Raw genomic sequence first — 23,310 nt, 5'->3', positions numbered from 1 at the left:
CAGGATTGCCGGGCTTGTCGATTGCGCTGTATGTTTTTTCCGATATCCGGCCCGTTTCCGTTTTATCCTTTATTAGCACACCAACGGAATACGGCAACCGGCTCAATCCCAAAAACTTCCGCCCTCTACCGCATGATAAAATCACTTTTCCCCATTGAAAAATGCAAGCGAATATAATAAAGTGGAGGTGATAAACAGATTTGTCGATTCATGGCGCATATAAGCGCTGCGAGCGCAATCTTTTTCTTGCAATCAAAAAAACGCTGTGTTATAGTAGACTCATCCATCAAAAGTGGTTTCGTTTTCTTGGAGAGATGAGTCAAAGCAAGCTCCTGTGCACGAATTGTTGTACGGCGGTTTGTTTTGACTTTTTTATTTCTGCAACCCATAACGGAGGGGATGAAAGTATGTATGATGTAACGATTATCGGCTGCGGTGTGATCGGCGCGTCTCTGGCTTACACGCTTTCACAATATCGGTTGCGTGTACTGGTTTTGGAACGGGAAAACGACGTTGCCATGGGAACCACCAAGGCCAACAGCGCGGTGGTCCATGCGGGATACGATCCGGCATACGGCACGCTGATGGCAACGCTCAATGTGCGCGGCTCTGCCATCATGGAGCAGCTTTGCCGGTCGCTTTCGGTCAAATACAAACGCACCGGCTCATTGGTTGTCGCCTTCAGCGCGGAAGAGCGCGTGCGTCTGGAGCATTTATACGAAAACGGCAAGCGCAACGGTGTCCCCGACCTACAGATACTGGACGGTGATGCGGCGCGCGAACTGGAGCCGAATTTATCAGAAAACGTGCGTGCCGCGCTGTATGCACCCTCCGCTGCCATTATCGACCCGTGGGGTCTGTGCATCGCACAAGCGGAGGTCGCCGTGCGCAACGGTGTGGAACTGCGTCTGCGCAGCGCAGTCACCGGTTTGGAGGAGCGCGGCGACTCCATCCTGATACATACCACCTCCGGCGACTGCGAAAGCCGCTTTGTAGTCAACTGCGCGGGCGGATGGGGCCATGAAATCAGCGCAATGGCATCGGGCGCTGCCGAATGGGAAGCGCGCCCCTCGCGCGGTGAATACTATCTGCTGGACAAATCGAGCGGGGACATGGTCAGCCGTGTCATCTTCCAGTGCCCGACCGCAGCGGGCAAGGGCGTGCTGGTTGCGCCGACGGTGCACGGCAACCTGATTGTCGGCCCAAACGCACAGGAGGTCGAAGGTCCGCTCAGCCGTGAAAACACGCACTCCGGCATGGATTCGGTTGTCCAAACCAGTCGCAAAAGTGTGCCGGGCGTGGATTTCCGTCAGTCCATTCGCAATTTCGCCGGTGTGCGTGCCAATACCAGCGAAGCGGATTTCATTATTCGTCCCGCGAAGGGCATGCCGCATCTGCTGCATCTGGCAGGCATCAAATCCCCCGGCCTGTCGGCCGCGCCCGCCATCGGCGAGTATGCCGCTGCACTACTGGAAAAGAGCGGCCTTTCTTTAGAGAAAAAGGTCAATTGGAACGGCCAACGCGAGCAAATCCGCTTTAAGGACCTGTCCGACGCAGAAAAAGCCGCCGTTATCGCCAGGGACGCGCGTTACGGCCGCATCATCTGCCGCTGCGAAACGATCACCGAGGGCGAGATTGTCGCGGCGATTCACTCCCCTATCCCGCCCTGTTCCATCGACGGCATCAAGCGCCGCGCCGGAGCGGGCATGGGACGCTGTCAGGGCGGCTTCTGCGGTCCACGCGTGCTGGACATTCTCGCCCGCGAGCTGGGCCGCAATCCGCTGGACATTTGCCAGGACGGCGAGGGCACCTATATTCTCACCGGCGTGACCAAGGGAGGGGAGCAGGCATGAATTACGATCTTGTCATCATTGGCGGCGGCCCTGCCGGCCTGAGCGCGGCACAAGCCGCGTGGGAGGACGGCTGCCGCTCGGTTTGTATTGTCGAACGCGACCGCGAACTGGGCGGCATCCTCAACCAGTGCATCCACAGCGGCTTCGGCCTGCACTACTTCAATGAGGAGCTGACCGGCCCGGAATATGCCGGCCGCTTTATCGATATGGTCGGCCAGACCGGTGTAGACGTGCGGCTGGACGCGATGGTGCTCGACATCACGCCCGACAAGCAGATTCATCTCGTCTCCGCAGCAGGCGGCTATGAAGTGTTGCAGGCACAGGCCGTCGTGCTGGCCATGGGCTGCCGCGAACGCACGCGCGGCGCTATCGCCATTCCGGGCACCCGTCCGGCAGGCGTATTCACCGCAGGCACCGCACAGCGGTATCTGAATATCGAGGGCTATATGGTCGGCAAGCGGGTGCTTATTCTGGGCTCGGGTGACATCGGCCTGATTATGGCGCGCCGGATGACGCTCGAGGGTGCCAAGGTGCTCGCCTGTGTCGAGGTAATGCCCTATTCGGGCGGTCTGATGCGTAATATCGTGCAGTGTCTGCACGACTTTGACATCCCGCTTTATCTGTCCCACACGATTACCGACATTCAGGGCCGCGACCGTGTCGAGCGGGTCATCGTCTCCAAGGTCGGCCCCGACCGCCGACCCATCCCCGGCACCGAAATGACCTTCGACTGCGACACCGTGCTGCTGTCGGTCGGCCTGATTCCCGAAAACGAGCTGTCGCGCGGCGCGAATATCCAGATGGACGCACGCACCAACGGCCCGGTCGTCTTTGAAAATATGCAAACCTCTCTGCCCGGGGTATTTGCCTGCGGCAACGTACTGCACGTACATGATTTGGTCGATTTCGTCACTGCGGAGGCCGCCCGTGCGGGCCGCGCCGCCGCCGCATACTGCCGCGGCCAGCGCGCGGCGGCGGATGATGCGATCGAGCTGAAAAACGGCAATCTGGTCGGGTACACCGTGCCGCAGCGTATTCACAAGAGCACGGATTACAAGACGGTTGACATATTCTTCCGTGTGCGCGCCATCTGCGGCAGCAGCCGCATCGTTGTCACCGATGAGACCGGCGCGCAGATCGCCGCTTTCCCGCATGAGCACATGGCGCCGGGCGAAATGGAAAACATCAAGCTACCGTGCGCTCTGCTGGCCAAGGCCAAGGGCACGGTTACGATTGCGATTGAGGAGGCACAGGCATGACCAACCTAATCTGTATCACCTGCCCCAAGGGCTGTCACCTCACAGTGGACGAGGATAACGACTTTGCTGTAACCGGCAACGCCTGTCCGCGCGGCGCGGCATATGCCCGCAACGAGCTGCTGCACCCCGTTCGCATCATTACTTCAACCGTGCGCGTGCAGGGCGCCGCAATCCCCCGCCTTCCGGTCAAGACCGACAAGCCGCTGCCCAAGGAGAAAATGTTTGACTGTATGCGACTGATCAACACACTGGACGTACAGGCGCCGGTCAAGGTCGGTCAGGTGCTGGCCGCTCATATTTTGGATACGGATGTCAACATCGTCGCCACCAAAACACTTTAACCCGGCATGCTCTCCCCCGCTGGAGTACTGCCCCATCAATGCAGAAAGGTAAGGTTACCCGAATTGTATGAACTCTTGTCGTATATGCGCGAACTTAACGCGGTCTCCCTATTCTTTCGGCTGGCCCTTGCCATGATCAGCGGCGGCCTGCTCGGTCTGGAGCGCGGACGCAAGCGCCGTCCCGCCGGATTCCGCACCTATATGCTGGTCTGTCTGGGCGCCGCGCTGACCATGCTGCTCGGCCAGTATGAAAGCATCGCACTGGATTTGCACTGGCCCTCGCTGGCGGAGTCCATCGGGCAGCGCACCGATGTTTCGCGCTTCGGCGCACAAGTCATCAACGGTATTGGTTTTCTGGGCGCGGGCACCATTCTGGTCACGGGCCGCCAAGCGATCAAGGGCCTGACAACCGCCGCCGGTCTGTGGGCGTCCGCCTGCATGGGGCTGGCCATCGGCGCAGGCTTTTACGAATGTGTCATCCTGTGCGTGCTGCTGATGTTCCTAAGCATGCGCTTTCTGCCCATCATCGAAAACATGCTGATTGAGCGCGCCCGCTTCATCAACATCTATGTGGAATTTCACTCCCTTGACAACATCGGCACGATCATCAACCGCATCAAGGAGCAGGGCGCGCAGATCTGCGATGTGGATATCAACCGCAGCGGCGCGGAAGGCTCCAAAAACCCGAGCGCGGTTTTTTCCATTCATCTGAAGCAAAAGCAGCCGCACACCCGTATTCTGACCGCCATCGCCGAGCTTGACAGCGTTTACACCATTGACGAATTTTAAGGAGGATCGTTCATGCTACCCATTTTTGACGGCCTGCGCGACATTACGCTGGCTTCGATTACGCTTCGCATGCTGCTTTCGGTGCTGTGCGGCGGACTGATCGGCATTGAGCGTGCCTATAAACGCCGTCCGGCGGGCTTCCGGACGCATATCCTGATTTGTCTGGGCGCATCCATAACCACGATGACCAGTCAGTTTCTCTATCTCAACCTGCATTACTATACCGATATGTCCCGCATGGGCGCACAGGTTGTGGCAGGCATCGGCTTTATCGGCGCGGGCACCATCATTGTCACGCGGCGGCAACGCGTCAAAGGCCTGACAACCGCTGCCGGGCTGTGGACGGCCGCCATCATCGGCCTTGCGCTGGGCGCCGGCTTCTACGAGGGCGGTATCTGCGCCACGGTGCTGGTGCTGGTAGCGGAGATCATCTTTTCACGCATCGAATACCGTATTCTCGATCATGTTCCGGAAGTCAATCTCTACATGGAATACGCTGACAAAACCTGTCTGGAGCGTGTGCTACAGCTTTTCCGGCAACACAATCTGACCATTATGGACATTGAGATCACACGCGCCTCGGGCAGCGAAAGCCACAATGCCTGCGCGATTTTTTCTCTGCGGCTGCATCGAAAATGCCCGATCAGCACACTGATCAACTGGATTAGTGCAACCGAGGGCGTTATTACAGTTGCCGAGCTTTGATACATGCGTGCTCCTTCTCATTTTTTCAGCCGTCCTGCCGCATACTTGTTGAATTTATCTTTTACCTTCCGCACACAATTTTCTGTTTTGCCGTACGCAATCCCCTTTGTTTGGACATAACAATGCTCCTTTTATGATTGACAGCGTTTTAGCTCGCCGTCTTTCATAAAAGGAGCATTATCAAATCGCGCGGTATAGCCTTAGTCTGCTTTAGGAAAGCGCAGCGTAATTTCGGTTCCCTGACCCAGTGTGCTGTGCAGATCGATCTGCGCGTGGTGCAGCGCCGCGCCGTGCTTGACAATCGACAGGCCAAGACCGGTGCCGCCGGTCTGCTTGCTGTGGCTCTTATCCACACGGTAAAACCGCTCGAACACGCGCGGCTGGTCGGCGGGCGCGATACCGATACCGGTATCCGACACGCGCACAAACGGCACACCGTTTTCCTCGTCCGTTTGGATTGTTACCGTTCCATGCGGCTTATTATACGCGATAGCATTGTCCGCCAGATTAAAAACCATCTGCTCAAGCGTGCGCCGCTCGCCTGACACCATAACCGGCTTGCCCGTCAGATTCAGGGTTATCTTGTGCTCGGCCGCCTTGTGTGCGAGCCGGTCGCGCACCGTGCCGCACAGCGCAGACAGTTCAACGGGCTCAAACGGTACGGATAAGCCTTCGTCCAGCTGGGACAGCCGAATGATGTCCTCGATGAGCGTCAGCAGACGCAGGGCTTCCCCCCGGATTTTGCCCGCAAACCGGCCGATATCCTCCGCACGAACGATACCGTTCTGGATGATTTCCGCAAAACCCATGATGCTGGTCAGCGGGGTTTTCAGTTCGTGCGAAACATTCGCCGTAAACTCCTGTCTCTGGCGCTCCGCCTGCTCGCGCTCGGTGACATCCACCACAAACAGCACCGCCGCATGGCTCTGCCCCGCGCCGGCAACCGAGCTTGCCGTCAGCGCGTACACACGCCCGTCCTTTTCCATTCGTCCGTGCGCGCTTTCGCCGCTGAGCGCCCTTTCCACCACGCGGATATACTCCGCATCGCGGCACAACGTCATGTAACCGCCGGCCGCGCTGTCATTGGGAAACAGAACACGCACCGCACGGTTGGCAAACAGAATATCGCCCTCGGCGGAAAACAGCACCAGCCCCTCGTCCATACGGGCGGTGATATCATCAAATTCCGCCTGCCGCCGTTTCAGTTCACGCAGCTGTGACTCTATCTTACGGTTCTGCTTATCCATCCGGTGCAGCAGCGGCGACAACTCATCATACGCATCATTTTTGAGCGGCTCATGCAGATCAAGCGCCACAATCGGCTCGAGAAACACATGGGTCAGCCAGCTTGCCAGCAACGCCGCTACCAGCAGCGCCAGCAGCACAATCAGCACAATCCACGGCGACGCGGACGATAACGCGCCGAACGCGCTGTCCGCCGTCGAGGAGACGCGCAGCACTGTGCCGTCCGCCAGCCGGATCGCATAGTAAGCGGTCTGCTCAGCCAATGTATCGGACAGGCGACTGGACTCGCCCACGCCTTTCTCCAGGGCCTCGGCAATTTCCGGACGCGAAGCATGGTTTTCCATCTGCGCCGTGTCGCTCTTGTTGTCATACAGCACTGTGCCGTCTGTATCGACCAGCGTAATCCGGTCGGCATATACGCTGCCGATATGCTGCAGTTCCTGTTGCTCTCCGGACACCGCTGCCTCGGCGATATAGTTACACTCCTCGCTCAGACGCTCCCGCAAATCCTGCGACAGCCCGGAATGCACCGCCATCAGCAGCAGGGATACGGTTACGGCCAGCGTGACCAGCGCGGTGAGGAAAATACTGCTGAAAACGCGCTTTCTCATGCGTGCTCTCCCATGCGGTAGCCCACGCCGCGCACGGTTTCAATCATCGAACCCGCCGCGCCCAGCTTTTGCCGCAGGGTACGGATATGCACATCGACCGTACGGGTTTCGCTCTCGTTTCCATAGCCCCAGATATTCTCCAGCAGCACATCGCGCGTGAGCACCGCGCCGCGGTTTTTCATCAGCAGACACAGCAGCTGGTACTCCTTGAGCGTCAGCTGCACCTCTTGCTCCCCGACAAATACGCTGTGCGCGCGCTCGTCCACGCAAATATTCCCAGCGGCCAGCAGCCGGGCTTCCTCTTCGCCGCCCGGCCCGGTCTGCGTGCGGCGCAGCACCGCGCGGATACGCGCCACCAACTCCATCATGCCGAAGGGCTTGGCGACATAATCGTCCGCGCCGCTGTCCAGCCCGACCACCTTGTCATATTCCGTGTTTTTCGCCGTCAGCAGAATGACCGGAATATCGGCCGTCTCCTGTGTTTCGCGCAGCCGACGCAGGATGCTGATGCCATCCTCCCCCGGCAGCATGATATCCAACAGAATCAGCTGCGGCTTTTTCTCACGCAGCGCCGCAAACAGCGCGCCGCCGTCCTCCAACCCACGGGCTTCCATGCCCGTGTTTTGCAGTGTGTAGACGACCAGTTCCCGAATACCTGCATCGTCCTCCACGCAATAAATCACTGCGTTTCCTCCTCAAAGCTGCTTAGAACAGCTGCATTTCCAAACCTTTTTATCGCTTATGCGCACCTCAGTCAGCCGACGCCTTGTGCGTGCCGGTGATGGAAAACTCCACCCATTCGGCGATGTTGGTCGCGTGATCCCCGATGCGCTCCAGATACTTGGCAATCATCAGAATATCCAGCACACGTTCACCGTCGTCCGCGTTCTGTGCAATTTCCGCAATCAAATCCTTCTTGCACTCGGCAAACAGATGATCGACCACATCATCGTACTCAATGACACTCCACGCAAGCGTCAGGTCGCGGCGCACAAAAGCATCCAAACTGTCGGTCACCATTTTGATGGTCGCCTGCGCCATTTCCTCGATATGCCGGTTGTGGCCGCATGCGCCGGACAAGTAGGTGACAATTTCTGCAATATCGCTCGCCTGATCGCCAATGCGTTCAATATCCGTAATCATCTTCAGAACAGACGAAATCAGGCGCAAGTCGCTTGCCACCGGCTGCTGCTGCAGCAGCAGCTTGAGGCACATGGACTCAATCTCGCGCTCCTTGCGGTCGATCTCCTGATCGATGCGAATAGCGGACGCGGCCAGCTGGGTATCGCCGCCAAGCATCGCCTTGACCGAGCTTGCAATCGCGTTTTCGCACAGCGCACCCATGGCTATCAACTCGTTATTCAGCTCCAGAAGCTGAGACTCAAAACGGTTTCTCATCAGCCAAACCTCCCCGTAATATAATCCTCGGTGCGCTTATCCGCCGGCATGGAGAACAGCTTTTCGGTGTCTCCCACCTCAATCATGTCTCCAAGCAGGAAAAACGCGGTGGTATCGGATACACGGGTGGCCTGCTGCATGTTGTGCGTGACCATAACGATAGTATAATCTTTTTTCAGCTCGAGTACAAGGTCTTCAATCTTCGCGGTGGAAATTGGGTCGAGCGCGGAGGTCGGCTCGTCCATCAGCAGCACTTCCGGATCCGCTGCAAGCGCGCGGGCGATGCAGATACGCTGCTGCTGGCCGCCCGACATGGACAGCGCAGACTTTTTCAGGCAGTCCTTGGTTTCGTCCCAGATGGCGGCATGACGCAGCGAAGTCTCGACGATCTCGTCGAGCTTGACGCGGCTCTTGATGCCGTGTGTGCGCGGGCCGTAAGCGATGTTGTCGTAAATGGACATCGGGAACGGATTGGGCTTCTGGAACACCATGCCCACGCGACGGCGCAAGATGTTCACGTCACAGTCGTGATAGATGTCCTCCCCATCTAGACGGATATCACCCGTAATCTTGCAGCCCTCCACCAGATCGTTCATGCGGTTGAGTGAGCGCAAAAGCGTTGACTTGCCGCAGCCGGACGGCCCGATGAATGCCGTAATCTCATTGGCCTTGATATCCAAGTCAATGTCATGCAGGGCATGAAAGTCCCCGTAATAGAGGTTCATGTCCCGAATCTCAATTTTATTCTGCTCCATAGCTTCCTCCGATTACTTTTTGGTCAGCTTTTTGGCAACAATCGCCGAAATCGTGTTCATCAGCAGCACGACTACCAGCAGGACCACCGCGGTAGCATAGGCTTCGTTCATATTCAGGCCCTCGCCGGACAACACATACATATGGATGGCCAGTGTGCGGCCGGACTGAAACAAACCGGGGATCTGCGCCATCGTACCGGCCGTAAAAATCAGCGCCGCGGTTTCGCCCACGATGCGGCCAATCGACAGAATGATACCGGACAGGATGCCCGGCATCGCGCTGGGCAGCACGATGCGGAATACCGTGCGCAAACGCCCTGCCCCCAAACCGAACGAGCCTTCGCGGTAGGTATCCGGTACCGAGATGAGCGCTTCTTCCGCCGTGCGCATGATAAGCGGCAGAATCATGATGGCCAGCGTCATTGCGCCCGCGAGCAGCGAGTATCCCCAGTGCAGCTGCGTGACAAAAAACAGCATGCCGAACAGGCCATAGACGATCGACGGAATACCGGACAGCGTCTCGGTGGTGATGCGGATGATACCCACCAGCTTGTTGCCGCGGGAAGCATATTCATTCAGGTACACCGCAGTGAACAGACCGAACGGCACCGCCAGCAGCAGTGCAAGCAGCGTCATCTCCACGGTTGTGATGATGGCCGGCATCATGGATACGTTATCCGAGTTATACTTCCACTCAAACAACGATAGTTTGAGATGCGGCACGCCATTTATCAGGATGTACGCAATCAGAAACAGCAGCACGGCAAAGGTGAGGATTGCCGCGCCGTACACCAACCCTTTTTGCAGGCATGCTTTGCCGCGACCGTACACCCGCGGTCGTTTTTCCGCCGTTTGGACTGCGGTTTTCTTGACGGCAGTCGTCGCTTCGCTTGTCATGCGTCCTTCCTCCTTTTGAGCACCGAGAAGGTGAGGTTAATCAGCAGAATGAACACGAACAAAACCACACCCGTGGCAATCAGCGCCTCGCGGTGCAGGCCGGTTGCGTAGCCCATTTCAATGACGATATTCGCCGTCATCGTGCGGATGCCCTTGAGCAGGCTGCCCGTCAGTCGCGGCTGGTTGCCCGCGACCATGATGACTGCCATCGTCTCACCGATAGCGCGGCCGATGCCCAGCACAATACCGGCCAGCACGCCGGACTTCGCAGCCGGCAGCATGACCGAGAAAATCGCGCGCTCATGGGTGGCGCCCATGGCGACCGCACCCTCATAATAAGCGTTCGGCACTGCGCGCAGCGCCGCTTCGGATACACCGATGATGGTCGGCAGGATCATGATGCCAAGCAGGATGGACGCGGACAGGATGGTCGAACCGGAGGATATCTTTGAGCCGCAGAATTTGGCCACATCGAGCACCACCGGCACAATAACCACCATGCCAAAAAAGCCGTACACGATGGACGGTATGCCCGCCAGCAGTTCGGTGCAAGGCTTAAGCACGCCGTAAATGCGCTTGGGACAATAAAATGCCATAAAAATTGCGGTCAGCAGGCCAATCGGCACGCCGATGACAATGGCGCCGGCTGTAATGTAAATGCTGCCGACAATCATCGGCAGAATACCGTAAACATCGTTGCCCGGCTTCCAGGTTGTGCCGGTCAGGAAGTCCAGTAAACCAATTTCGCGAATGGCAGGGATGCCGTTGACAAACAGGAAAACGCAGATCAGGGCTACCGCAAGAATAGACGCGAGCGCGCAGACAAAAAACACGCCGTGCATCACCTTTTCCAGTAGGTTTCTCATGCCGCCCTTCTGCCGGGTTGCGGATTTGTTCATGTTTTCACCCCTTAGGCATTGGGAAAGGGCGAAACGGATTTCGCCCTGCTTCCCGTGTTCGGTTATTCTTACGCGGCTACGTCGGCCCAGTCCGTGGTTTCGCCGGTGTAGATGCTGCGAATCTGGTCCATCGTCAGGCCATCAATGCTGCTGGCCGGGTTGACTACCACCGCGATGCCGTCCAGCGCGATAGCGGTACCGGTCAGTTCCGCCTTCTCCTCGTCCTTCAGTTCACGGGAAGCCATGCCGATGGCAAAGGTGCCGTCCATCGCGCCGGTCATACCGGAGGTGGAATCCGAGGTCTGTAACTCAATCTTCGCCTTGGGGTTAACCGCCTGATAAGCCTCAATCAGCTTTTCCATCACCGGAGAAACCGAGGAAGAGCCGCCAACCGCAATCTGGCCTTCCGAACCGTCGGTGGTGAAGGCTTCCGCTGCATCGTTGACCTTGATGTAACCCTCTTCCTCCACGATTGCCTGACCGTCAGCGCTCAGAATGAAGTTAATGAAGTCCCCCGCAACGCCGGTCGGTTCGCCCTTGGTGGCAATGTTGAACGGGCGGGACAGCGTGTAGTCGCCGCTCTTGACGTTCTCGACCGTAGCGTCCACACCGTCTACCTGAATTGCCTTGACAGTATCATTCAGCGAGCCGAGCGACACATAGCCGATGGCGCTCTCGTTGCCGGCCACGCTGGTCAGCACCACATCGGTCTTGTTGGCGATTTCCGCATCAACCGTAGTATTGTCTCCGTTATCATCTTCCACGCCGGTCAACTCAACAAATGCGCTGCGCGTGCCCGAACCGTCCTCACGGGAGATCACTGTAATCGTGCCGGACATGCCGGCAGAGGTGCTGTCAGCCGCGCCGCCTTCGCCTGCACCGTAGGAATCATTGCCGCCACAGCCGGCCAGCGCGCCGCACAACATCAGGCCCGCCAGAAGCAGGGATACACTCTTTTTCATTGCTCAAATTTCTCCTTTTTCATTCAGAACTTGTTTTCGTTACAAGCCTATATTACGGGGACAATGTAAAATCCAAAAGTCCGTGTTTGTAAAATCCACGTTAAGCAAAAAGGATTGTGTAAAGTGCGCAAAAAAGGACGGCAAAACCGCAGTTTTGTCGTCCTTTTTATGAATTATACTGTTTTCTTTGCGAAAAACGTTCAGTGCTTTCCTATTGGGCTGCTCTTGCGCTTGCGGAAATATCCCAGATACAGCACTGCCGCCGCCATACTCCAGAAGTAGGCCATCATATACGGTACCTCGAAGATATTCTCGAAATAGCAGTGCACCAGCACGCCGCACATGCCCGCGAACATGGACACTGCAAGCGCACGGGTACGGTCGGTCTGATTAAAATTCGTCCGACCGATTGCGCGCAGACACCAGAGCACCATACCAATGAGCAGAATGATGAAGAAAATCAAGCCGACATAGCCCATCTCCACCAGCGTTTTCAGATAATAGTTATCCATATAGAAATACTCGAAGTTGTCCGTCTCTTCGATGATTTTGTTCTGCATGGCAACCGCGCCGCCGAAGCGGCCCAGTCCAAAGCCCAGCCACGGATTGGACTCATGCAGCAGGTTCAGTCCGGTCTCCCAGCGCACCATACGGCCCGCCCGTTGGCTGGCCTCCATATAGTCCGCCGTGAACATATAAGTGATACGGCTGGCAATCGAGGGGATGGCCAGCAGCGCGCCCGCACCGGCCACAGACATCAACGCAATCAGGCGGCGGTCCAGGAAAATGGCGAACACAATTACCGCGACCGCCAAGCCGCCCCACGCGCCCTTTGAGAAGGTGAATATGCAGCACAGGCACATCATACCGGTCACGCCGATGGCCAGCACCTTGACCCACATTTTTTTGCAATAATATGCAAGCCCCGCCGCCATGGGCGCGAACAGCACCAGCAGGCTGCCCATGATATTCGGGCTGCCGGTGAGCGAGTAAACGCGTGTGCGCACGCTTTCCTCGGTCTGGGACACCCAGCCTGCCGGGATGGGCGCGGCGACAATATACTGATAAATGCCGTGCAGCGTGATGGGGATTGCCATGGCGAGCAGCGCGCCGTAAAAAATCGCAAAGTCGCGGTCATCCTCAATCAGCCGTGTGACAAGGAAGAACCAGAACAGGTACTGCACCACCGCACGCAAGCCCGCCACCGCAATGGACGGATAGGGCGACACCGCGCACATCAGGAAAAAGCCCACGCCGATGAACAGCAGCAAATACGCATCCACAGGCGTTGCACGCGACTGAAGCGGCGCGCGGCGCATCGCAGTGTGCCACAGGATATAGGCAACCGCTGCGAGCATCAGACATTCATCCCATACCGAACCAATAAAGCCGGGCAAATATCCCTTGGTTGTGGATAGCCACCGAATGAGCACATCCAGCGGCAGATACATGGCCAGACACACGAGCAGCAGACCGCGCACACCGAAAAACCGGCACACCCGGCCGATGACACCGCCGCCGAGGAAGGTCGAAACCGGCTTCCAGATGGCAAGGCAGACTCGGTAAATCAGACTTTGCGCCGCCGCGTCTCCCACCCGTTCGACAAAACGCCGCAGCGCGGCGATAAAGCGCGCATAGCGGCTGTTGGCTGCCGTACAGATGGGCGCGGTGCAAAAGCCGTCCCACATCCGGCGAAACCGGGAATCCGGATATGCGTCCGCGACCTTCCGGAAAAATCCCGCGATTGCGCCCTTGTGATACCATTCACGCAAACGCATCGCCGCCCGCACCAGCAGGCTGTTTTGAAATATCGCTTTCATAGGCTTATTCCGCTGAATCCGCGATATCGACCATGTCGATGTTGCCGGTCGTCTCAAAATCGTTGGTCTTTACAATAAACGTGCGGCCCGCGCGCACCTCCTGCGTGCCGATGGCAGGCGCCGCTGTCCCTTCCGGCACAGTGGTTTCAATCGTGAATACCAGATCCTTCTTGCTCGGGTCGAGCGCATTAGCAATTCTGCCATCCGCCGTGGTCACCTGCTGCACATAGTCCTCAATCTGCATGTCCGTGATGACCGCATCGGTGTACGAGCTGCCGCTGACGATTTTCTTGCCGACCTGACTGTTGCGCTGCACCTCCTGCACCAAGAAGGGCGTTGCGCCGCGCACACGGATGGTGACGGTCATGGGTACTTGTTTTGCGGCTGCATTGGCAATCTGCGGCGCAAACAATTTATAGCCTACGCCCGCAATAACGGCAATAGCCGCCACCAGCACAAGCAGGTCGACGATATTGATAATGCCGAACAGCTTGCCCTTTTCATTGATAATCTTCATGTTTTTCCTCCGTTGGTAGGTTTACGGCCGGTTTTCCGGTATGAAACAGGAATGCCGCTTTGCGGCTATTATACCACAGAGGGACGGGCGCGGCAAGTTTTATCCCGTGATCTCGTACCACCAATCAACTAATTTGCACCGAAATGTAACCGAGCTTCCATTTTCCGACGGCGCGGCCGTCTCATTACAGGTCACGGAAAACGCCGTGCACCACCATGCGGCTCTGGGCTGCTGCGGCGCGAACGCCCCTGCCAGCAACACGCTGCATGCGGTCACGACCGCGATAACCGTCCGTTTTGTCTGTTGTGTCATAAAAATACCGCCTTCCGTTATCTGGTGTCCCCAGTATGTCCGGAAGGCGGAAGAATTATACCGTTTCGGTCAAAAAGGTGTCTGCAAAGCGACGGGACAGCATTTTTGATGCGGTCGTGGCGCGGCCCTCGTCCGAGAACAGGCCGTATACGGTCGGGCCTGAGCCGCTCATCAGCGTGCCGTCCGCACCGTTTTCCTCAAGACACGCCTTGATCTCTCCGATCTGGCGGCGTTTGGTTGCGGTAACCCGCTCCATCACGTTGCTAAGGCGTTTACAAACGCCCGCAAAGTCACTGTTTTCCAGTGCGCGGATCATGCCTGCCGTATCCGGCCGGTCTTTCAGCTCCACCGCGTCAATCTCGGCATAGACCTCCTTGGTAGAAACACCAAACGGCGGCTTGCATAACACGACCCAGCAATGCGGCATGGGCGGCAGCGCGGTCAGCTCCTCCCCAATGCCCTCGGCCAGCATTGTGCCGCCACGCAAACAGTACGGCACATCCGCGCCGAGCTTCAGCCCCATCTCGCACAGCTCGTCGTCGGTCAGCCCGGTCTCGTGCAGCGCATTGAGCGCGCGCAGCACCGCCGCCGCGTCTGTCGAGCCGCCGGCCAGTCCCGCAGCCACTGGAATCCGCTTTTCGATATAAATTTCGCATGTTTCCAGCAGCGCACCCGTCTTTTGATAGAACAGTTCCGCCGCGCGGTAAGCCAGATTGCGCTCATCCCGCGGCAAATAGGGTAGGTTACAGCTGAGCACAATGCCGCGCGGCTTTTTTTCGCCGCGGGTGACCACCACTCGGATATCATCATGCAGCGCAACCGACTGCATCACCATTTTGACCGTATGATAGCCGTCGTCCCGGCGACCGGTCACATCCAGCGTCAGATTGATCTTTGCGCGCCCCTGCACTGTGGTTTCGGCGTGCGTAATTTCGGTTTTATTATGAAATAACATGACTTCTCCCTGCTTATTTGATGAGTGACACCTGTTCCGGCTTGCGTCCGCGGAACACCGTGACTGTCGTAAAGCCCGCATCCAGCGCGTTCGCCGTGCAATCCGCCACGCCGCGGCCGACTGTGTCCAGCGTGTGTGAATCCGAGCCAATCGAAATGCGCTCCCCGCCCATGCGGCGGTATTCATATAGGATATTCTGCGGCGGACCGACTTTTTTCTGCCATCCGGCCACCCCCGCGGCATTGAGTTCGAGCGCATAGCCGCGATCGATGCACGCGCGCAGCACCTGCTGCACACGATCCATATATTGGTCGAACGAAGGCACATAGTCGCCGTGCTTCATCACACGCAGCGGATAGTCGATGTGCGCCAGCACGTCAAAGCCGCCGTGTGCCTCCATTTCAAGCACCTGATCGAAATATTCTTGCAAAAACGCATCGCAATCCAGATGCTCGTAGTCGTGGAAATAAATATCCAGATCGTTGGGCATCGCATGCAGCGAGCCAATTACCATGTCCAGCTGATGCCCGCGCACAAAGTCATCCGCCGCAGGATCGGCATGGATCTGCCCGATTTCAATTCCGACCAATACTTCGATGCCTTCCGCTGTTTCCTTGGCCGCCCGCACGTCGCGCAGGCAGGCTTCCGCATCCCGGTTTTCCGCCGGGCCATGGGTACGGTAAAAATCCAGATGGTCGGTGATGCCGATGATGTCCAGCCCTGCCGCGCGGCAGGCGCGCACTTTATCCGCCACGGTCTGTGGGAACGCCGCATCCGCCGAATATCCTGTGTGCATATGCAAATCCACTCGCATTGCCTATTTCCGCCTTTCTAATAAACATACATGGTTGCCGCCTGCACAAAGCAGAGGATGATAGCCAGAGCCATGCCGACGCTGCCAAACACAATTCGCATGGACGGCGCGCACGGTCCGTGCGCCCACAGTTGCCGCTTTCTGCCGCGCACCAGCAGCACCGCACTCACAACGGTCAGCACCGGCCAGCTCAGCGCGTACAGCACGGGCCACACTCCTTCCTCGGGCAGCAGATAGATCACAAACGACCCGTATAAGTTGAACAGCATGTGCAACACTACCGCTGTTTTGAGTTTTCCGGTGTAGAAATACGCATAGGCCAGCAGCAATCCGAGCAAAAACGCATAGAAAAACTGCGACAGATTCGCGTGGTACAGTCCAAACAGCAGCGCGGATACCAACGCAGCCGGCTTTTGGCCATATCGTGCCAACCGTCCGGCCAGCAGGCCGCGGAACAACAGTTCCTCGCACAGCGGGCCAAGCACGCACGCGCCCAGCAGAATGACCGCCAGCGGCATTTCGTTAAAGGCTTCGGTCACCAGATCGACTGTCTCCAGATTCGCTATCTGATAGACCAGATCATTGAGCCACGCTCCGATCAGCGACCCCACCCACATCAGTCCGATGCCGATGACAAACCAGCGCACCAGCAGCCCCACGGTCAACGGACGCTGCGCGCGCTCCGGCACGGGTATCTTGCGGCACAGCCAATAAGACAGGGGCAGCGCGGGCAGGTAATAGCCCACAAGTGCCAGCAGCATATAGGTGCTCTCGCCGCCAGCCAGCCGTCCGGCCAGCGACAAAACCATCAGTCCCACCTGCCACACCAGCATGATCACGATTGTCAGCACCAGTGCCCAGCCCAGCCGCGCGCAGTATTTCCGTTCCTGTCGAAGTGCGTTTTCCTGCATATTGTCCTCCCTGACGGCAGAAAAACAGGGCAAAGCCTTGTTGCCCCGCCCCGTTTTCCGTTCTTTTTGTTACTTTGCTTCGTTTACCAGACGCTCGGTATCCTTGGCGATCATCAGTTCCTCGTTGGTGGGGATGACCAGCACACGCACGCGCGCCCAGTCGATGGAAATATCCATCTGCTTGCCGCGGTACTTGTTCTTCTCCGGGTCGATCTTGATGCCGAGATACTCCATGTGCTCGCACACGTCCCAACGAACCGAACGGTCGTTTTCGCCGACGCCCGCGGTAAAGATGATAGCGTCTACGCCGCCCATCTCCGCAATGTACGAGCCGATGATCTTCTTAACCGACAGGTTGAACATTTCCTTTGCCAGCGCCGCACGTGCATTGCCGTCGGCAATGGCAGTGTCCAGATCGCGGAAGTCGGACGAAACGCCAGAAATGCCCAGCATACCGGACTTCTTGTTGAGGATATTGATAACGTCCGCCGCAGAGATGTTCTCATGCTCCGCCAGGAATTCAATGATAGCCGGGTCCAGATTACCCGCACGGGTACCCATCGGCAGACCGTCGAGCGGCGTAAAGCCCATCGAGGTGTCATAGCTCTTGCCGCGGTTGATCGCGCAGATGGAAGAACCGTTGCCCAGATGGCAGGTAATCAGGCGCAGTTCCTCAATCGGACGGCCGAGCATGTCGGCTGCCTGCTGGGAAACATACTTGTGGCTGGTACCGTGGAAGCCGTAGCGGCGGATCTTGTACTTCTCATAGTACTCATATGGAATCGCATACATGTAATGCGATTGCGGCATGGTCTGATGGAAGGCGGTGTCGAATACCGCAACCATCGGCACATCCGGGCCCATAACGTCGCGGCAGGCCTGTATACCGATGAGGTTGGGCGGATTGTGCAGCGGTGCCAGCGGTACGCAGTCCTCAATCGCCTTGATGACCTTTTCGGTGATGATGACGCTGTCCGAGAAGAACTCGCCGCCGTGTACCACACGATGACCGACCGCGTCGATCTCCCTCATCGAAGAAATAACGCCCTTTTCCGGATCCAGCAGTACGTCGATAACCGACTGGATTGCTTCCTTATGCGTCGGCATTGCGATATCAAACTTAAATTTCTCATCCGACTTGTTGCCGGTGTGCGTCAATACGCCGTCGATGCCGATGCGCTCACACAGACCCTTAGCCATAACCTCGCCGGACTCCGTATCAAGCAGCTGATACTTTAACGAAGAGCTGCCTGCATTAATAACAAGAACTTTCATTTGCAAAACTCCCTTTTGCCGTATTTGGCGGCTTGCACAAAGCCGCGGAAGCCGATATAATAAAGCTATATTCATATATTACACGATTTGGCGTAAATGTACAAGCCAAAATTTATACCGTGTCCCTATATATTTGCGATTTAAAGGAGCCTGTTTATGACCGTCTGCGGCATCGTTGCCGAATATAATCCGTTCCACGCGGGACACGCGCACCATCTTACCCAAACCCGCCGTGCGCTGGGCGCGGACACGGCCATTGTGTGCGCGATGAGCGGCAATTTTGTCCAGCGCGGCGACCTTGCGGTCATGGAAAAGTACCGCCGTGCGGAAGCTGCCGTGCGGTGCGGCGCGGATCTGGTGCTGGAAACACCACTGTCCGCCTGCCTGTGGTCGGCGTCCGGTTTTGCGTTCGGCGCAGTCGCGCTGCTGGATGCGCTGGGCTGTGTGACACATCTCTCTTTCGGCGCGGAACGCGCCGATCTTGCCCTGCTGCGCCGCGCGGCCAATCTGTCGCGCGCAGAAGGAGAACACACAGACGCGCTGCGGCAGGCCCTTGCGGCCGGGCTGCCCTATGCCGCCGCCATACAGCAGGCGGTCAGCGCAGCCGACCCGGAAGCCGGCGCGCTGCTGACCAGCCCCAACAACACCCTTGCAATAGAGTATCTGTGTGCGCTGGACACGCTCGAGAGCACGGTGCAGCCGCTTGCCGTTTTACGCGAAGGCGGTGCGCATGACAGCGATATCCCGACGGACGGTCTGCCCTCAGCGTCCTATCTGCGTAAGCGGATTGCACAGGGAGATGCGGATGCCTGCCGTCCGCTGATGCCGGAGGCGTCGTTTGCTATGCTTACACAAGCGATAGAGCAAGGCGCAGCGCCGGTAACGCGCAACGCGGTCGACCAAGTCATCCTCGCACACCTGCGGCGGCTGACGCCTGATGCGCTCGCCCGCTATTGCGGCGGCGACGGACTGGAACACCGCCTGTGTGCCGCCATCCGCGACCATACGAGTTTAGCGGCGGTCTGCGCTGCTGCTCAAACCCGCCGCTATCCGCTCGCGCGGGTGCGCCGCGCGCTCATGCGGGCGTGGCTTGATCTGTCGACCGGCGTCCCGCCGACCGCGGACTATGTTCGCGTGCTGGCCGTCGGTGCGCGCGGCCGGGACATCCTGCGACGCATGAAAGACACCTGCAAGCTGCCTGTCATCGTCAAACCGGTCACCGAGCGCACGCTGCCGGACGCACTGCAATCCGCTCTGGCGCACGATGCGCTCGCGGATGACCTGTACGCCCTCGCCTATCCCGACCCGATGCTGCGCGTCGGCGGCGACCACTTCCGCAAATCCCCATTCTGCCTGTCATGACCTGTTCCACCCACCGACATCTTTTAAGGGAGGTATGACCGATGATGCAATGCCCCTACTGCGGAAAAGAAATGCTCGACGGCAAGCTGTTGGGCGACCACAAAGCGCTGCGCTGGCAGCCGCAGGACAAGAAAATGTTGTTCGGACTATGGGCCTGCGGTGGGCTGACGATCGGCTCCCATACGCCCACACAGCGCGCCGAAGCGCGCGCATGGCACTGTTCCTACTGTAAAAAACTGATTATTGACTTGGAAAACTGCTGAAACCGCGTAAAGAGCGGCCCAAATGGGCCGCTTTCTTTTTTTATTGAAATCCCGCGCAAACTACTTGACCTGTCGTAGTAGTTATGTTATGATTACTGCATCAGATAGAGTAGTAAGGAGGCACGCCATGCTGGGCAGCGATGTGATGCGCGGTTATAACGATATGCTGATTCTGTGCCTGCTGTGCGAGGGGGATTCATACGGCTATGCGATTTCCCGCGAAATCGAGCGGCGCAGCGGCAGTGAGTACCCGATCAAGGAAACGACGCTGTATTCCGCGTTCGGACGGCTGGAAAAACAGGGCTGCATTGTGCCCTATCAGGGCAGTGAGACACAGGGCAGGCCGCGCACCTATTACACCGTCACAGAGAAGGGACGCCGCGCCTATGCCGCAAAATGTGCGGAATGGCGCGTGCTCAAAACTGTAGTCGACCGTTTTGCAAAGGAGGATATGAAGCATGGAAGCGATACGTAACTATGTAGAAGCATTGTTCGCTACACTGCCGCAGAACGCGGACACACAACGCATCAAAGCCGATATGCTGTCGAATTTGGAAGAAAAGTATCATACCCTGTTGGAAGAGGGCAAAAACGAAGCTGAGGCGACCGGCATTGTCATTGCATCCATTGGTTCAGCTGATGAACTGCGCGAGACATTCGGCTTTGCCTCTGCGCCCGCGTCCGCAGAGGCGGACGCTGTACCGCACGCGAAAACCGCACAGCCCGACCCTGCCGTTGTACAGGAGTACGGTCGCTACCAAACGCGCAAGCACATTATGATTGCAACCGCGGTCGCGCTGTTCATCCTGTCGCCGTTCACCCGCTCTTTTTTTGATGATACACTGCACCTCAAAACACTCGGCACCTTTGTGATGTTCGCTATAATCGCGACAGGCGTGGCTTTGTGCATCCTGTCCGGTCGAAAAGATGCCTATTATCGCGAGCTTCACGGCCTTGGCTACGACGAAGATGATATCCCCGATAGGGAGGATGAGAAGCAGCACCCTATCAGCAATCTGTTTGCTTCCATTGCTTTTCCGGTCGCAGCAGCAGTTTATGTGTGCATCGGTGTGTTCTATAATCTGTGGCATCCGGGCTGGGTGATCTTCCTGTTCTGCTCCGCAGTCACCGCTGTGATTGCAGCCTATGAAGAATACCGCCGCCGCACTTGAGCATAGGAAAAACATTTGACTTTACCCTGCATTTGCCGTACAATTCATTTTAGTATAGTAAAGCAAAAGAGGGGTAATACACAACATGATCGGACTGGGCACCATAGTCAACTGCGCTACCATCGCCGCAGGCACCACACTCGGCGTTTTTCTCAAGGGCGGACTGCCGCGGCGTTTTGAAACCACCATCATGCAGGCGCTCGGCCTGTGCACGTTTTTCATTGGCATCGGCGGTGCAGCGAGCGGTCTGCTGACCATCGAGGACGGCGCACTTTCCACACAGCACACCATGCTGCTGGTGCTCAGTCTGGTGCTGGGCGCAGTTGTCGGTGAAGCGCTGGATATCGAAACACGGCTCAACGATTTCGGCTCGTGGTGCCAGACCCGCTTTTCCGGCAGCAGTGAGGACGGAAAGTTCGTGCAGGGCTTTGTGGCCGCGTCTCTGCTGTTCTGCGTGGGCGCTATGGCGATTGTGGGCGCGCTCGAGGATGGACTGAACGGCAACCCCTCCATTTTGATTGCCAAAGCGGTGCTCGACGGCGTATCCTCCGTGATTTTCGCAGCGTCACTGGGCAAGGGGGTTTACCTGTCCATCCTGCCGCTTTTCCTCTATCAGGGCGGCATCACACTGCTGGCGCGATTCATCCGCCCGTGGCTGACCGACACGCTCATCAGCCAGATATCCTGCATCGGCTCGGTGCTGATTTTCGCCATTGGCTTTAACCTGATGTTTGACAAAAAGGTCAAGGTCGGCAACCTGTTGCCTGCCGTACTCTTTCCCATCATTTTCTTCTTCCTCGCGCGTTTTTTCCCTGCGCTGGGCACACTGTGAGCATAAAAAGAGGAGGCCGCACGGCCTCCTCTTTTTATAATGTCATATCGCCGTCTTTCACCCAGCCGATGCGGCGCAGCGCCAGATTGATGAGCGGACACAGCACTGCGGGCAGTATGAACGAAATCAGCAGCAGGCCGACCCAATCCTGCGCGGTTACCGCCGTCTTGACCCCGGCAGCCACATCATCCAGCCAGCCGGTATACACGCCAATCTGACCTACCAGACCGCAGGTGCCCATGCCGGAGGATACCGGCGGGCCGTTCATCTCCAGTCGGAACAGGCAGGTTGCAATCGGACCGGTGATGGCCGAAGTCAGAATAGGTGCAATCCAGATGCGCGGATTCTTCACAATGTTGCCCATTTGCAGCATGGAGGTGCCGATACCCTGCGATACCAGACCGCCCCAGCGGTTTTCCGGAAAGGACATAACCGCAAAGCCGACCATCTGCGCACAGCAGCCCGCAACCGCCGCACCGCCGGCCAAGCCGGTCAAGCCAAGCGCCGCGCAGATAGCGGCCGAGGAAATCGGCAGCGTCAGCGCCACGCCGACCAGCACGGACACCAGAATGCCCATCAGGAACGGCTGCAAGTTGGTCGCCCACATGATGAGACTGCCCACCTGCATCGCCGCGGTACCCAGCGCAGGCGCCCACCATGCGGAAAGTGCTACGCCCACGCCAATCGTCACCAGAGGTGTTACCAGAATATCAATGCGCGTTTCGCCCGCGACTGCCTTACCAAGCTCTGCCGCGAAAATTGCCACAAACAGCACGGCGAGCGGTCCGCCCGCACCGCCCAGCGCATTGGACGCAAAACCCACGCTGATAAGCGAAAACAGCACCAGCGGCGGACAGCGCAGCGCATAGCCAATGGCAACCGCCATCGCCGGACCGCTCATGGCCGAAGCCAGCGAGCCGACCGTATACGCCGTGTCGTTTACCGTCGCGACCGTCATCGTCAGAAACGGGATGCCGAGCTGCTTGCCCACCGTGTCGATGATGGTACCAATCAACAGAGAGCAGAACAGGCCCTGCGCCATCGCACCGAGCGCATCAATACCGTATCGTTTAACCGAAATCACGATATCCTTTCGTTTGAGAAATTCTTTTACCTTGTCCATGTTACCCCTTCTTTTCCGCGTCGTGCGGCAATATGTCAATTTTACTGTCAAGACATCTTGCCGACCCATTATATCACATATGCCGACAGATGCCCAGCTTTTTTTCATCGGCCGGTCAAATTTTTATCCGCCGCTTGCGCGCCCCCGCGTAATGCTATGCTGAGGATATCAGAAAGGCCATTTCACCGCATGGGCTGCGTCCCACCGCTAAAAAACAAACGAGCGTGCAAACCATTTTCT

The 23,310-nt window shown here is 57.6% G+C and carries 25 protein-coding genes; 10 read left to right on the top strand and 15 right to left on the bottom strand.

Annotated elements, in window-relative coordinates:
• Window positions 1-407 precede the first annotated feature (407 nt).
• The 5 genes from ACTQ3V_RS04020 to ACTQ3V_RS04000 all read left to right on the top strand — a co-directional run bounded on the left by ACTQ3V_RS04020 (window position 408) and on the right by ACTQ3V_RS04000 (window position 4,947).
• Window positions 408-1,853 (top strand): NAD(P)/FAD-dependent oxidoreductase, encoded by a 1,446-nt coding sequence (locus ACTQ3V_RS04020; RefSeq protein WP_441466376.1) that lies wholly within the window; start codon window positions 408-410, stop codon window positions 1,851-1,853.
• Window positions 1,850-3,112 (top strand): NAD(P)/FAD-dependent oxidoreductase, encoded by a 1,263-nt coding sequence (locus ACTQ3V_RS04015; RefSeq protein ID WP_441466375.1) that lies wholly within the window; start codon window positions 1,850-1,852, stop codon window positions 3,110-3,112. The genes ACTQ3V_RS04020 and ACTQ3V_RS04015 overlap by 4 nt, the downstream gene beginning before the upstream one ends.
• Window positions 3,109-3,453, top strand: a complete 345-nt coding sequence (locus tag ACTQ3V_RS04010) for a DUF1667 domain-containing protein (RefSeq protein ID WP_441466374.1) — start codon at window positions 3,109-3,111, stop codon at window positions 3,451-3,453. The genes ACTQ3V_RS04015 and ACTQ3V_RS04010 overlap by 4 nt, the downstream gene beginning before the upstream one ends.
• Before the next feature lie 84 nt (window positions 3,454-3,537).
• Window positions 3,538-4,242 carry an MgtC/SapB family protein gene (locus ACTQ3V_RS04005; protein ID WP_441466373.1) on the top strand — a complete coding sequence of 235 codons (705 nt, stop codon included), beginning with the start codon at window positions 3,538-3,540 and terminating at the stop codon, window positions 4,240-4,242.
• A gap of 12 nt (window positions 4,243-4,254) precedes the next feature.
• Window positions 4,255-4,947 (top strand): MgtC/SapB family protein, encoded by a 693-nt coding sequence (locus ACTQ3V_RS04000; protein WP_441466372.1) that lies wholly within the window; start codon window positions 4,255-4,257, stop codon window positions 4,945-4,947.
• 200 nt (window positions 4,948-5,147) lie between these two features.
• Here ACTQ3V_RS04000 and ACTQ3V_RS03995 read toward each other — a convergent pair whose 3' ends face one another.
• From ACTQ3V_RS03995 to ACTQ3V_RS03930, 14 genes are all read right to left on the bottom strand, one after another.
• Complete coding sequence (locus tag ACTQ3V_RS03995; RefSeq protein ID WP_441466371.1) at window positions 5,148-6,803, bottom strand: sensor histidine kinase; 1,656 nt, start codon at window positions 6,801-6,803, stop codon at window positions 5,148-5,150.
• Complete coding sequence (locus ACTQ3V_RS03990; protein ID WP_441466370.1) at window positions 6,800-7,486, bottom strand: winged helix-turn-helix domain-containing protein; 687 nt, start codon at window positions 7,484-7,486, stop codon at window positions 6,800-6,802. Before ACTQ3V_RS03990 ends, ACTQ3V_RS03995 begins: the two co-directional genes overlap by 4 nt.
• 67 nt (window positions 7,487-7,553) lie before the next feature.
• The gene (gene phoU, locus ACTQ3V_RS03985) at window positions 7,554-8,201 is read right to left on the bottom strand and encodes a phosphate signaling complex protein PhoU (RefSeq protein ID WP_441466369.1); all 648 of its coding nucleotides are present in this window, start codon (window positions 8,199-8,201) and stop codon (window positions 7,554-7,556) included.
• Window positions 8,201-8,956, bottom strand: a complete 756-nt coding sequence (gene pstB / locus ACTQ3V_RS03980) for a phosphate ABC transporter ATP-binding protein PstB (RefSeq protein WP_441466368.1) — start codon at window positions 8,954-8,956, stop codon at window positions 8,201-8,203. Before pstB ends, phoU begins: the two co-directional genes overlap by 1 nt.
• A gap of 12 nt (window positions 8,957-8,968) precedes the next feature.
• Complete coding sequence (gene pstA, locus ACTQ3V_RS03975) at window positions 8,969-9,853, bottom strand: phosphate ABC transporter permease PstA (protein ID WP_441466367.1); 885 nt, start codon at window positions 9,851-9,853, stop codon at window positions 8,969-8,971.
• Entirely contained in the window at window positions 9,850-10,719 is an 870-nt protein-coding gene (gene pstC, locus ACTQ3V_RS03970) for a phosphate ABC transporter permease subunit PstC (RefSeq protein ID WP_441466414.1), read from the bottom strand. Before pstC ends, pstA begins: the two co-directional genes overlap by 4 nt.
• A 101-nt stretch (window positions 10,720-10,820) precedes the next feature.
• On the bottom strand, window positions 10,821-11,714 hold the full coding sequence (locus tag ACTQ3V_RS03965) for a substrate-binding domain-containing protein (protein WP_441466366.1): 894 nt from the start codon (window positions 11,712-11,714) through the stop codon (window positions 10,821-10,823).
• Window positions 11,715-11,914: 200 nt separating this feature from the next.
• Window positions 11,915-13,534: an O-antigen ligase family protein gene (locus ACTQ3V_RS03960; RefSeq protein WP_441466365.1), complete on the bottom strand. Its 1,620-nt coding sequence runs from the start codon at window positions 13,532-13,534 to the stop codon at window positions 11,915-11,917.
• Window positions 13,535-13,538: 4 nt separating this feature from the next.
• A complete protein-coding gene (locus tag ACTQ3V_RS03955; protein ID WP_441466364.1) occupies window positions 13,539-14,051 on the bottom strand; it encodes a DUF4330 domain-containing protein in 513 nt (170 codons plus the stop codon).
• Between the two features lie 99 nt (window positions 14,052-14,150).
• The gene (locus tag ACTQ3V_RS03950; protein ID WP_441466363.1) at window positions 14,151-14,363 is read right to left on the bottom strand and encodes a hypothetical protein; all 213 of its coding nucleotides are present in this window, start codon (window positions 14,361-14,363) and stop codon (window positions 14,151-14,153) included.
• Between the two features lie 55 nt (window positions 14,364-14,418).
• Entirely contained in the window at window positions 14,419-15,318 is a 900-nt protein-coding gene (gene ispE, locus ACTQ3V_RS03945) for a 4-(cytidine 5'-diphospho)-2-C-methyl-D-erythritol kinase (protein ID WP_441466362.1), read from the bottom strand.
• Window positions 15,319-15,331: 13 nt separating this feature from the next.
• Window positions 15,332-16,132, bottom strand: coding sequence for a histidinol-phosphatase HisJ family protein (locus ACTQ3V_RS03940; protein ID WP_441466361.1), 801 nt, complete (start codon window positions 16,130-16,132; stop codon window positions 15,332-15,334).
• Between the two features lie 17 nt (window positions 16,133-16,149).
• Window positions 16,150-17,043: a CPBP family glutamic-type intramembrane protease gene (locus ACTQ3V_RS03935; RefSeq protein ID WP_441466360.1), complete on the bottom strand. Its 894-nt coding sequence runs from the start codon at window positions 17,041-17,043 to the stop codon at window positions 16,150-16,152.
• 69 nt (window positions 17,044-17,112) lie between these two features.
• On the bottom strand, window positions 17,113-18,318 hold the full coding sequence (locus ACTQ3V_RS03930; protein WP_441466359.1) for an acetate/propionate family kinase: 1,206 nt from the start codon (window positions 18,316-18,318) through the stop codon (window positions 17,113-17,115).
• A 156-nt stretch (window positions 18,319-18,474) separates the two neighbouring features.
• On the opposite strand from ACTQ3V_RS03930, the gene ACTQ3V_RS03925 reads away from it, so the two are divergent.
• The 5 genes from ACTQ3V_RS03925 to ACTQ3V_RS03905 all read left to right on the top strand — a co-directional run bounded on the left by ACTQ3V_RS03925 (window position 18,475) and on the right by ACTQ3V_RS03905 (window position 21,947).
• Window positions 18,475-19,680 carry a tRNA(Met) cytidine acetate ligase gene (locus ACTQ3V_RS03925; protein ID WP_441466358.1) on the top strand — a complete coding sequence of 402 codons (1,206 nt, stop codon included), beginning with the start codon at window positions 18,475-18,477 and terminating at the stop codon, window positions 19,678-19,680.
• Window positions 19,681-19,721: 41 nt separating this feature from the next.
• A complete protein-coding gene (locus ACTQ3V_RS03920) occupies window positions 19,722-19,943 on the top strand; it encodes a PF20097 family protein (RefSeq protein ID WP_441466357.1) in 222 nt (73 codons plus the stop codon).
• A 127-nt stretch (window positions 19,944-20,070) separates the two neighbouring features.
• Window positions 20,071-20,418, top strand: coding sequence for a PadR family transcriptional regulator (locus tag ACTQ3V_RS03915; RefSeq protein WP_441466356.1), 348 nt, complete (start codon window positions 20,071-20,073; stop codon window positions 20,416-20,418).
• The gene (locus ACTQ3V_RS03910) at window positions 20,402-21,115 is read left to right on the top strand and encodes a permease prefix domain 1-containing protein (protein WP_441466355.1); all 714 of its coding nucleotides are present in this window, start codon (window positions 20,402-20,404) and stop codon (window positions 21,113-21,115) included. The genes ACTQ3V_RS03915 and ACTQ3V_RS03910 overlap by 17 nt, the downstream gene beginning before the upstream one ends.
• An 85-nt stretch (window positions 21,116-21,200) precedes the next feature.
• A complete protein-coding gene (locus ACTQ3V_RS03905; RefSeq protein ID WP_441466354.1) occupies window positions 21,201-21,947 on the top strand; it encodes a DUF554 domain-containing protein in 747 nt (248 codons plus the stop codon).
• 34 nt (window positions 21,948-21,981) lie between these two features.
• On the opposite strand, the gene ACTQ3V_RS03900 is transcribed toward ACTQ3V_RS03905, so the two are convergent.
• Window positions 21,982-23,070, bottom strand: coding sequence for a PTS sugar transporter subunit IIC (locus ACTQ3V_RS03900; protein ID WP_441466353.1), 1,089 nt, complete (start codon window positions 23,068-23,070; stop codon window positions 21,982-21,984).
• Window positions 23,071-23,310: the final 240 nt, after the last annotated feature.

Source organism: Candidatus Agathobaculum pullicola (assembly GCF_052117205.1).
In the GTDB taxonomy this organism is placed as follows: domain Bacteria; phylum Bacillota; class Clostridia; order Oscillospirales; family Butyricicoccaceae; genus Agathobaculum; species Agathobaculum pullicola.
The sequence above is the reverse complement of the archived record's forward strand: the minus strand, read 5'-3'. Positions and strand labels throughout refer to the sequence as shown.

What these genes read in the sequence shown, in the direction of transcription:
- ACTQ3V_RS03935 (WP_441466360.1), bottom strand. Translation starts at nt 17,043, where the DNA reads ATGCAGGAAAACGCACTTCGACAGGAACGGAAATACTGCGCGCGGCTG.
- pstB (WP_441466368.1), bottom strand. Translation starts at nt 8,956, where the DNA reads ATGGAGCAGAATAAAATTGAGATTCGGGACATGAACCTCTATTACGGG.
- ispE (WP_441466362.1), bottom strand. Translation starts at nt 15,318, where the DNA reads ATGTTATTTCATAATAAAACCGAAATTACGCACGCCGAAACCACAGTG.
- ACTQ3V_RS03915 (WP_441466356.1), top strand. Translation starts at nt 20,071, where the DNA reads ATGCTGGGCAGCGATGTGATGCGCGGTTATAACGATATGCTGATTCTG.
- pstC (WP_441466414.1), bottom strand. Translation starts at nt 10,719, where the DNA reads ATGAGAAACCTACTGGAAAAGGTGATGCACGGCGTGTTTTTTGTCTGC.
- ACTQ3V_RS04015 (WP_441466375.1), top strand. Translation starts at nt 1,850, where the DNA reads ATGAATTACGATCTTGTCATCATTGGCGGCGGCCCTGCCGGCCTGAGC.
- pstA (WP_441466367.1), bottom strand. Translation starts at nt 9,853, where the DNA reads ATGACAAGCGAAGCGACGACTGCCGTCAAGAAAACCGCAGTCCAAACG.
- ACTQ3V_RS03930 (WP_441466359.1), bottom strand. Translation starts at nt 18,318, where the DNA reads ATGAAAGTTCTTGTTATTAATGCAGGCAGCTCTTCGTTAAAGTATCAG.
- ACTQ3V_RS03900 (WP_441466353.1), bottom strand. Translation starts at nt 23,070, where the DNA reads ATGGACAAGGTAAAAGAATTTCTCAAACGAAAGGATATCGTGATTTCG.
- ACTQ3V_RS03905 (WP_441466354.1), top strand. Translation starts at nt 21,201, where the DNA reads ATGATCGGACTGGGCACCATAGTCAACTGCGCTACCATCGCCGCAGGC.
- ACTQ3V_RS04020 (WP_441466376.1), top strand. Translation starts at nt 408, where the DNA reads ATGTATGATGTAACGATTATCGGCTGCGGTGTGATCGGCGCGTCTCTG.
- ACTQ3V_RS04010 (WP_441466374.1), top strand. Translation starts at nt 3,109, where the DNA reads ATGACCAACCTAATCTGTATCACCTGCCCCAAGGGCTGTCACCTCACA.
- ACTQ3V_RS03955 (WP_441466364.1), bottom strand. Translation starts at nt 14,051, where the DNA reads ATGAAGATTATCAATGAAAAGGGCAAGCTGTTCGGCATTATCAATATC.
- ACTQ3V_RS04000 (WP_441466372.1), top strand. Translation starts at nt 4,255, where the DNA reads ATGCTACCCATTTTTGACGGCCTGCGCGACATTACGCTGGCTTCGATT.
- ACTQ3V_RS03995 (WP_441466371.1), bottom strand. Translation starts at nt 6,803, where the DNA reads ATGAGAAAGCGCGTTTTCAGCAGTATTTTCCTCACCGCGCTGGTCACG.
- ACTQ3V_RS03920 (WP_441466357.1), top strand. Translation starts at nt 19,722, where the DNA reads ATGATGCAATGCCCCTACTGCGGAAAAGAAATGCTCGACGGCAAGCTG.
- ACTQ3V_RS03940 (WP_441466361.1), bottom strand. Translation starts at nt 16,132, where the DNA reads ATGCGAGTGGATTTGCATATGCACACAGGATATTCGGCGGATGCGGCG.
- ACTQ3V_RS03960 (WP_441466365.1), bottom strand. Translation starts at nt 13,534, where the DNA reads ATGAAAGCGATATTTCAAAACAGCCTGCTGGTGCGGGCGGCGATGCGT.
- ACTQ3V_RS03965 (WP_441466366.1), bottom strand. Translation starts at nt 11,714, where the DNA reads ATGAAAAAGAGTGTATCCCTGCTTCTGGCGGGCCTGATGTTGTGCGGC.
- ACTQ3V_RS03925 (WP_441466358.1), top strand. Translation starts at nt 18,475, where the DNA reads ATGACCGTCTGCGGCATCGTTGCCGAATATAATCCGTTCCACGCGGGA.
- phoU (WP_441466369.1), bottom strand. Translation starts at nt 8,201, where the DNA reads ATGAGAAACCGTTTTGAGTCTCAGCTTCTGGAGCTGAATAACGAGTTG.
- ACTQ3V_RS03910 (WP_441466355.1), top strand. Translation starts at nt 20,402, where the DNA reads ATGGAAGCGATACGTAACTATGTAGAAGCATTGTTCGCTACACTGCCG.
- ACTQ3V_RS03950 (WP_441466363.1), bottom strand. Translation starts at nt 14,363, where the DNA reads ATGACACAACAGACAAAACGGACGGTTATCGCGGTCGTGACCGCATGC.
- ACTQ3V_RS04005 (WP_441466373.1), top strand. Translation starts at nt 3,538, where the DNA reads ATGCGCGAACTTAACGCGGTCTCCCTATTCTTTCGGCTGGCCCTTGCC.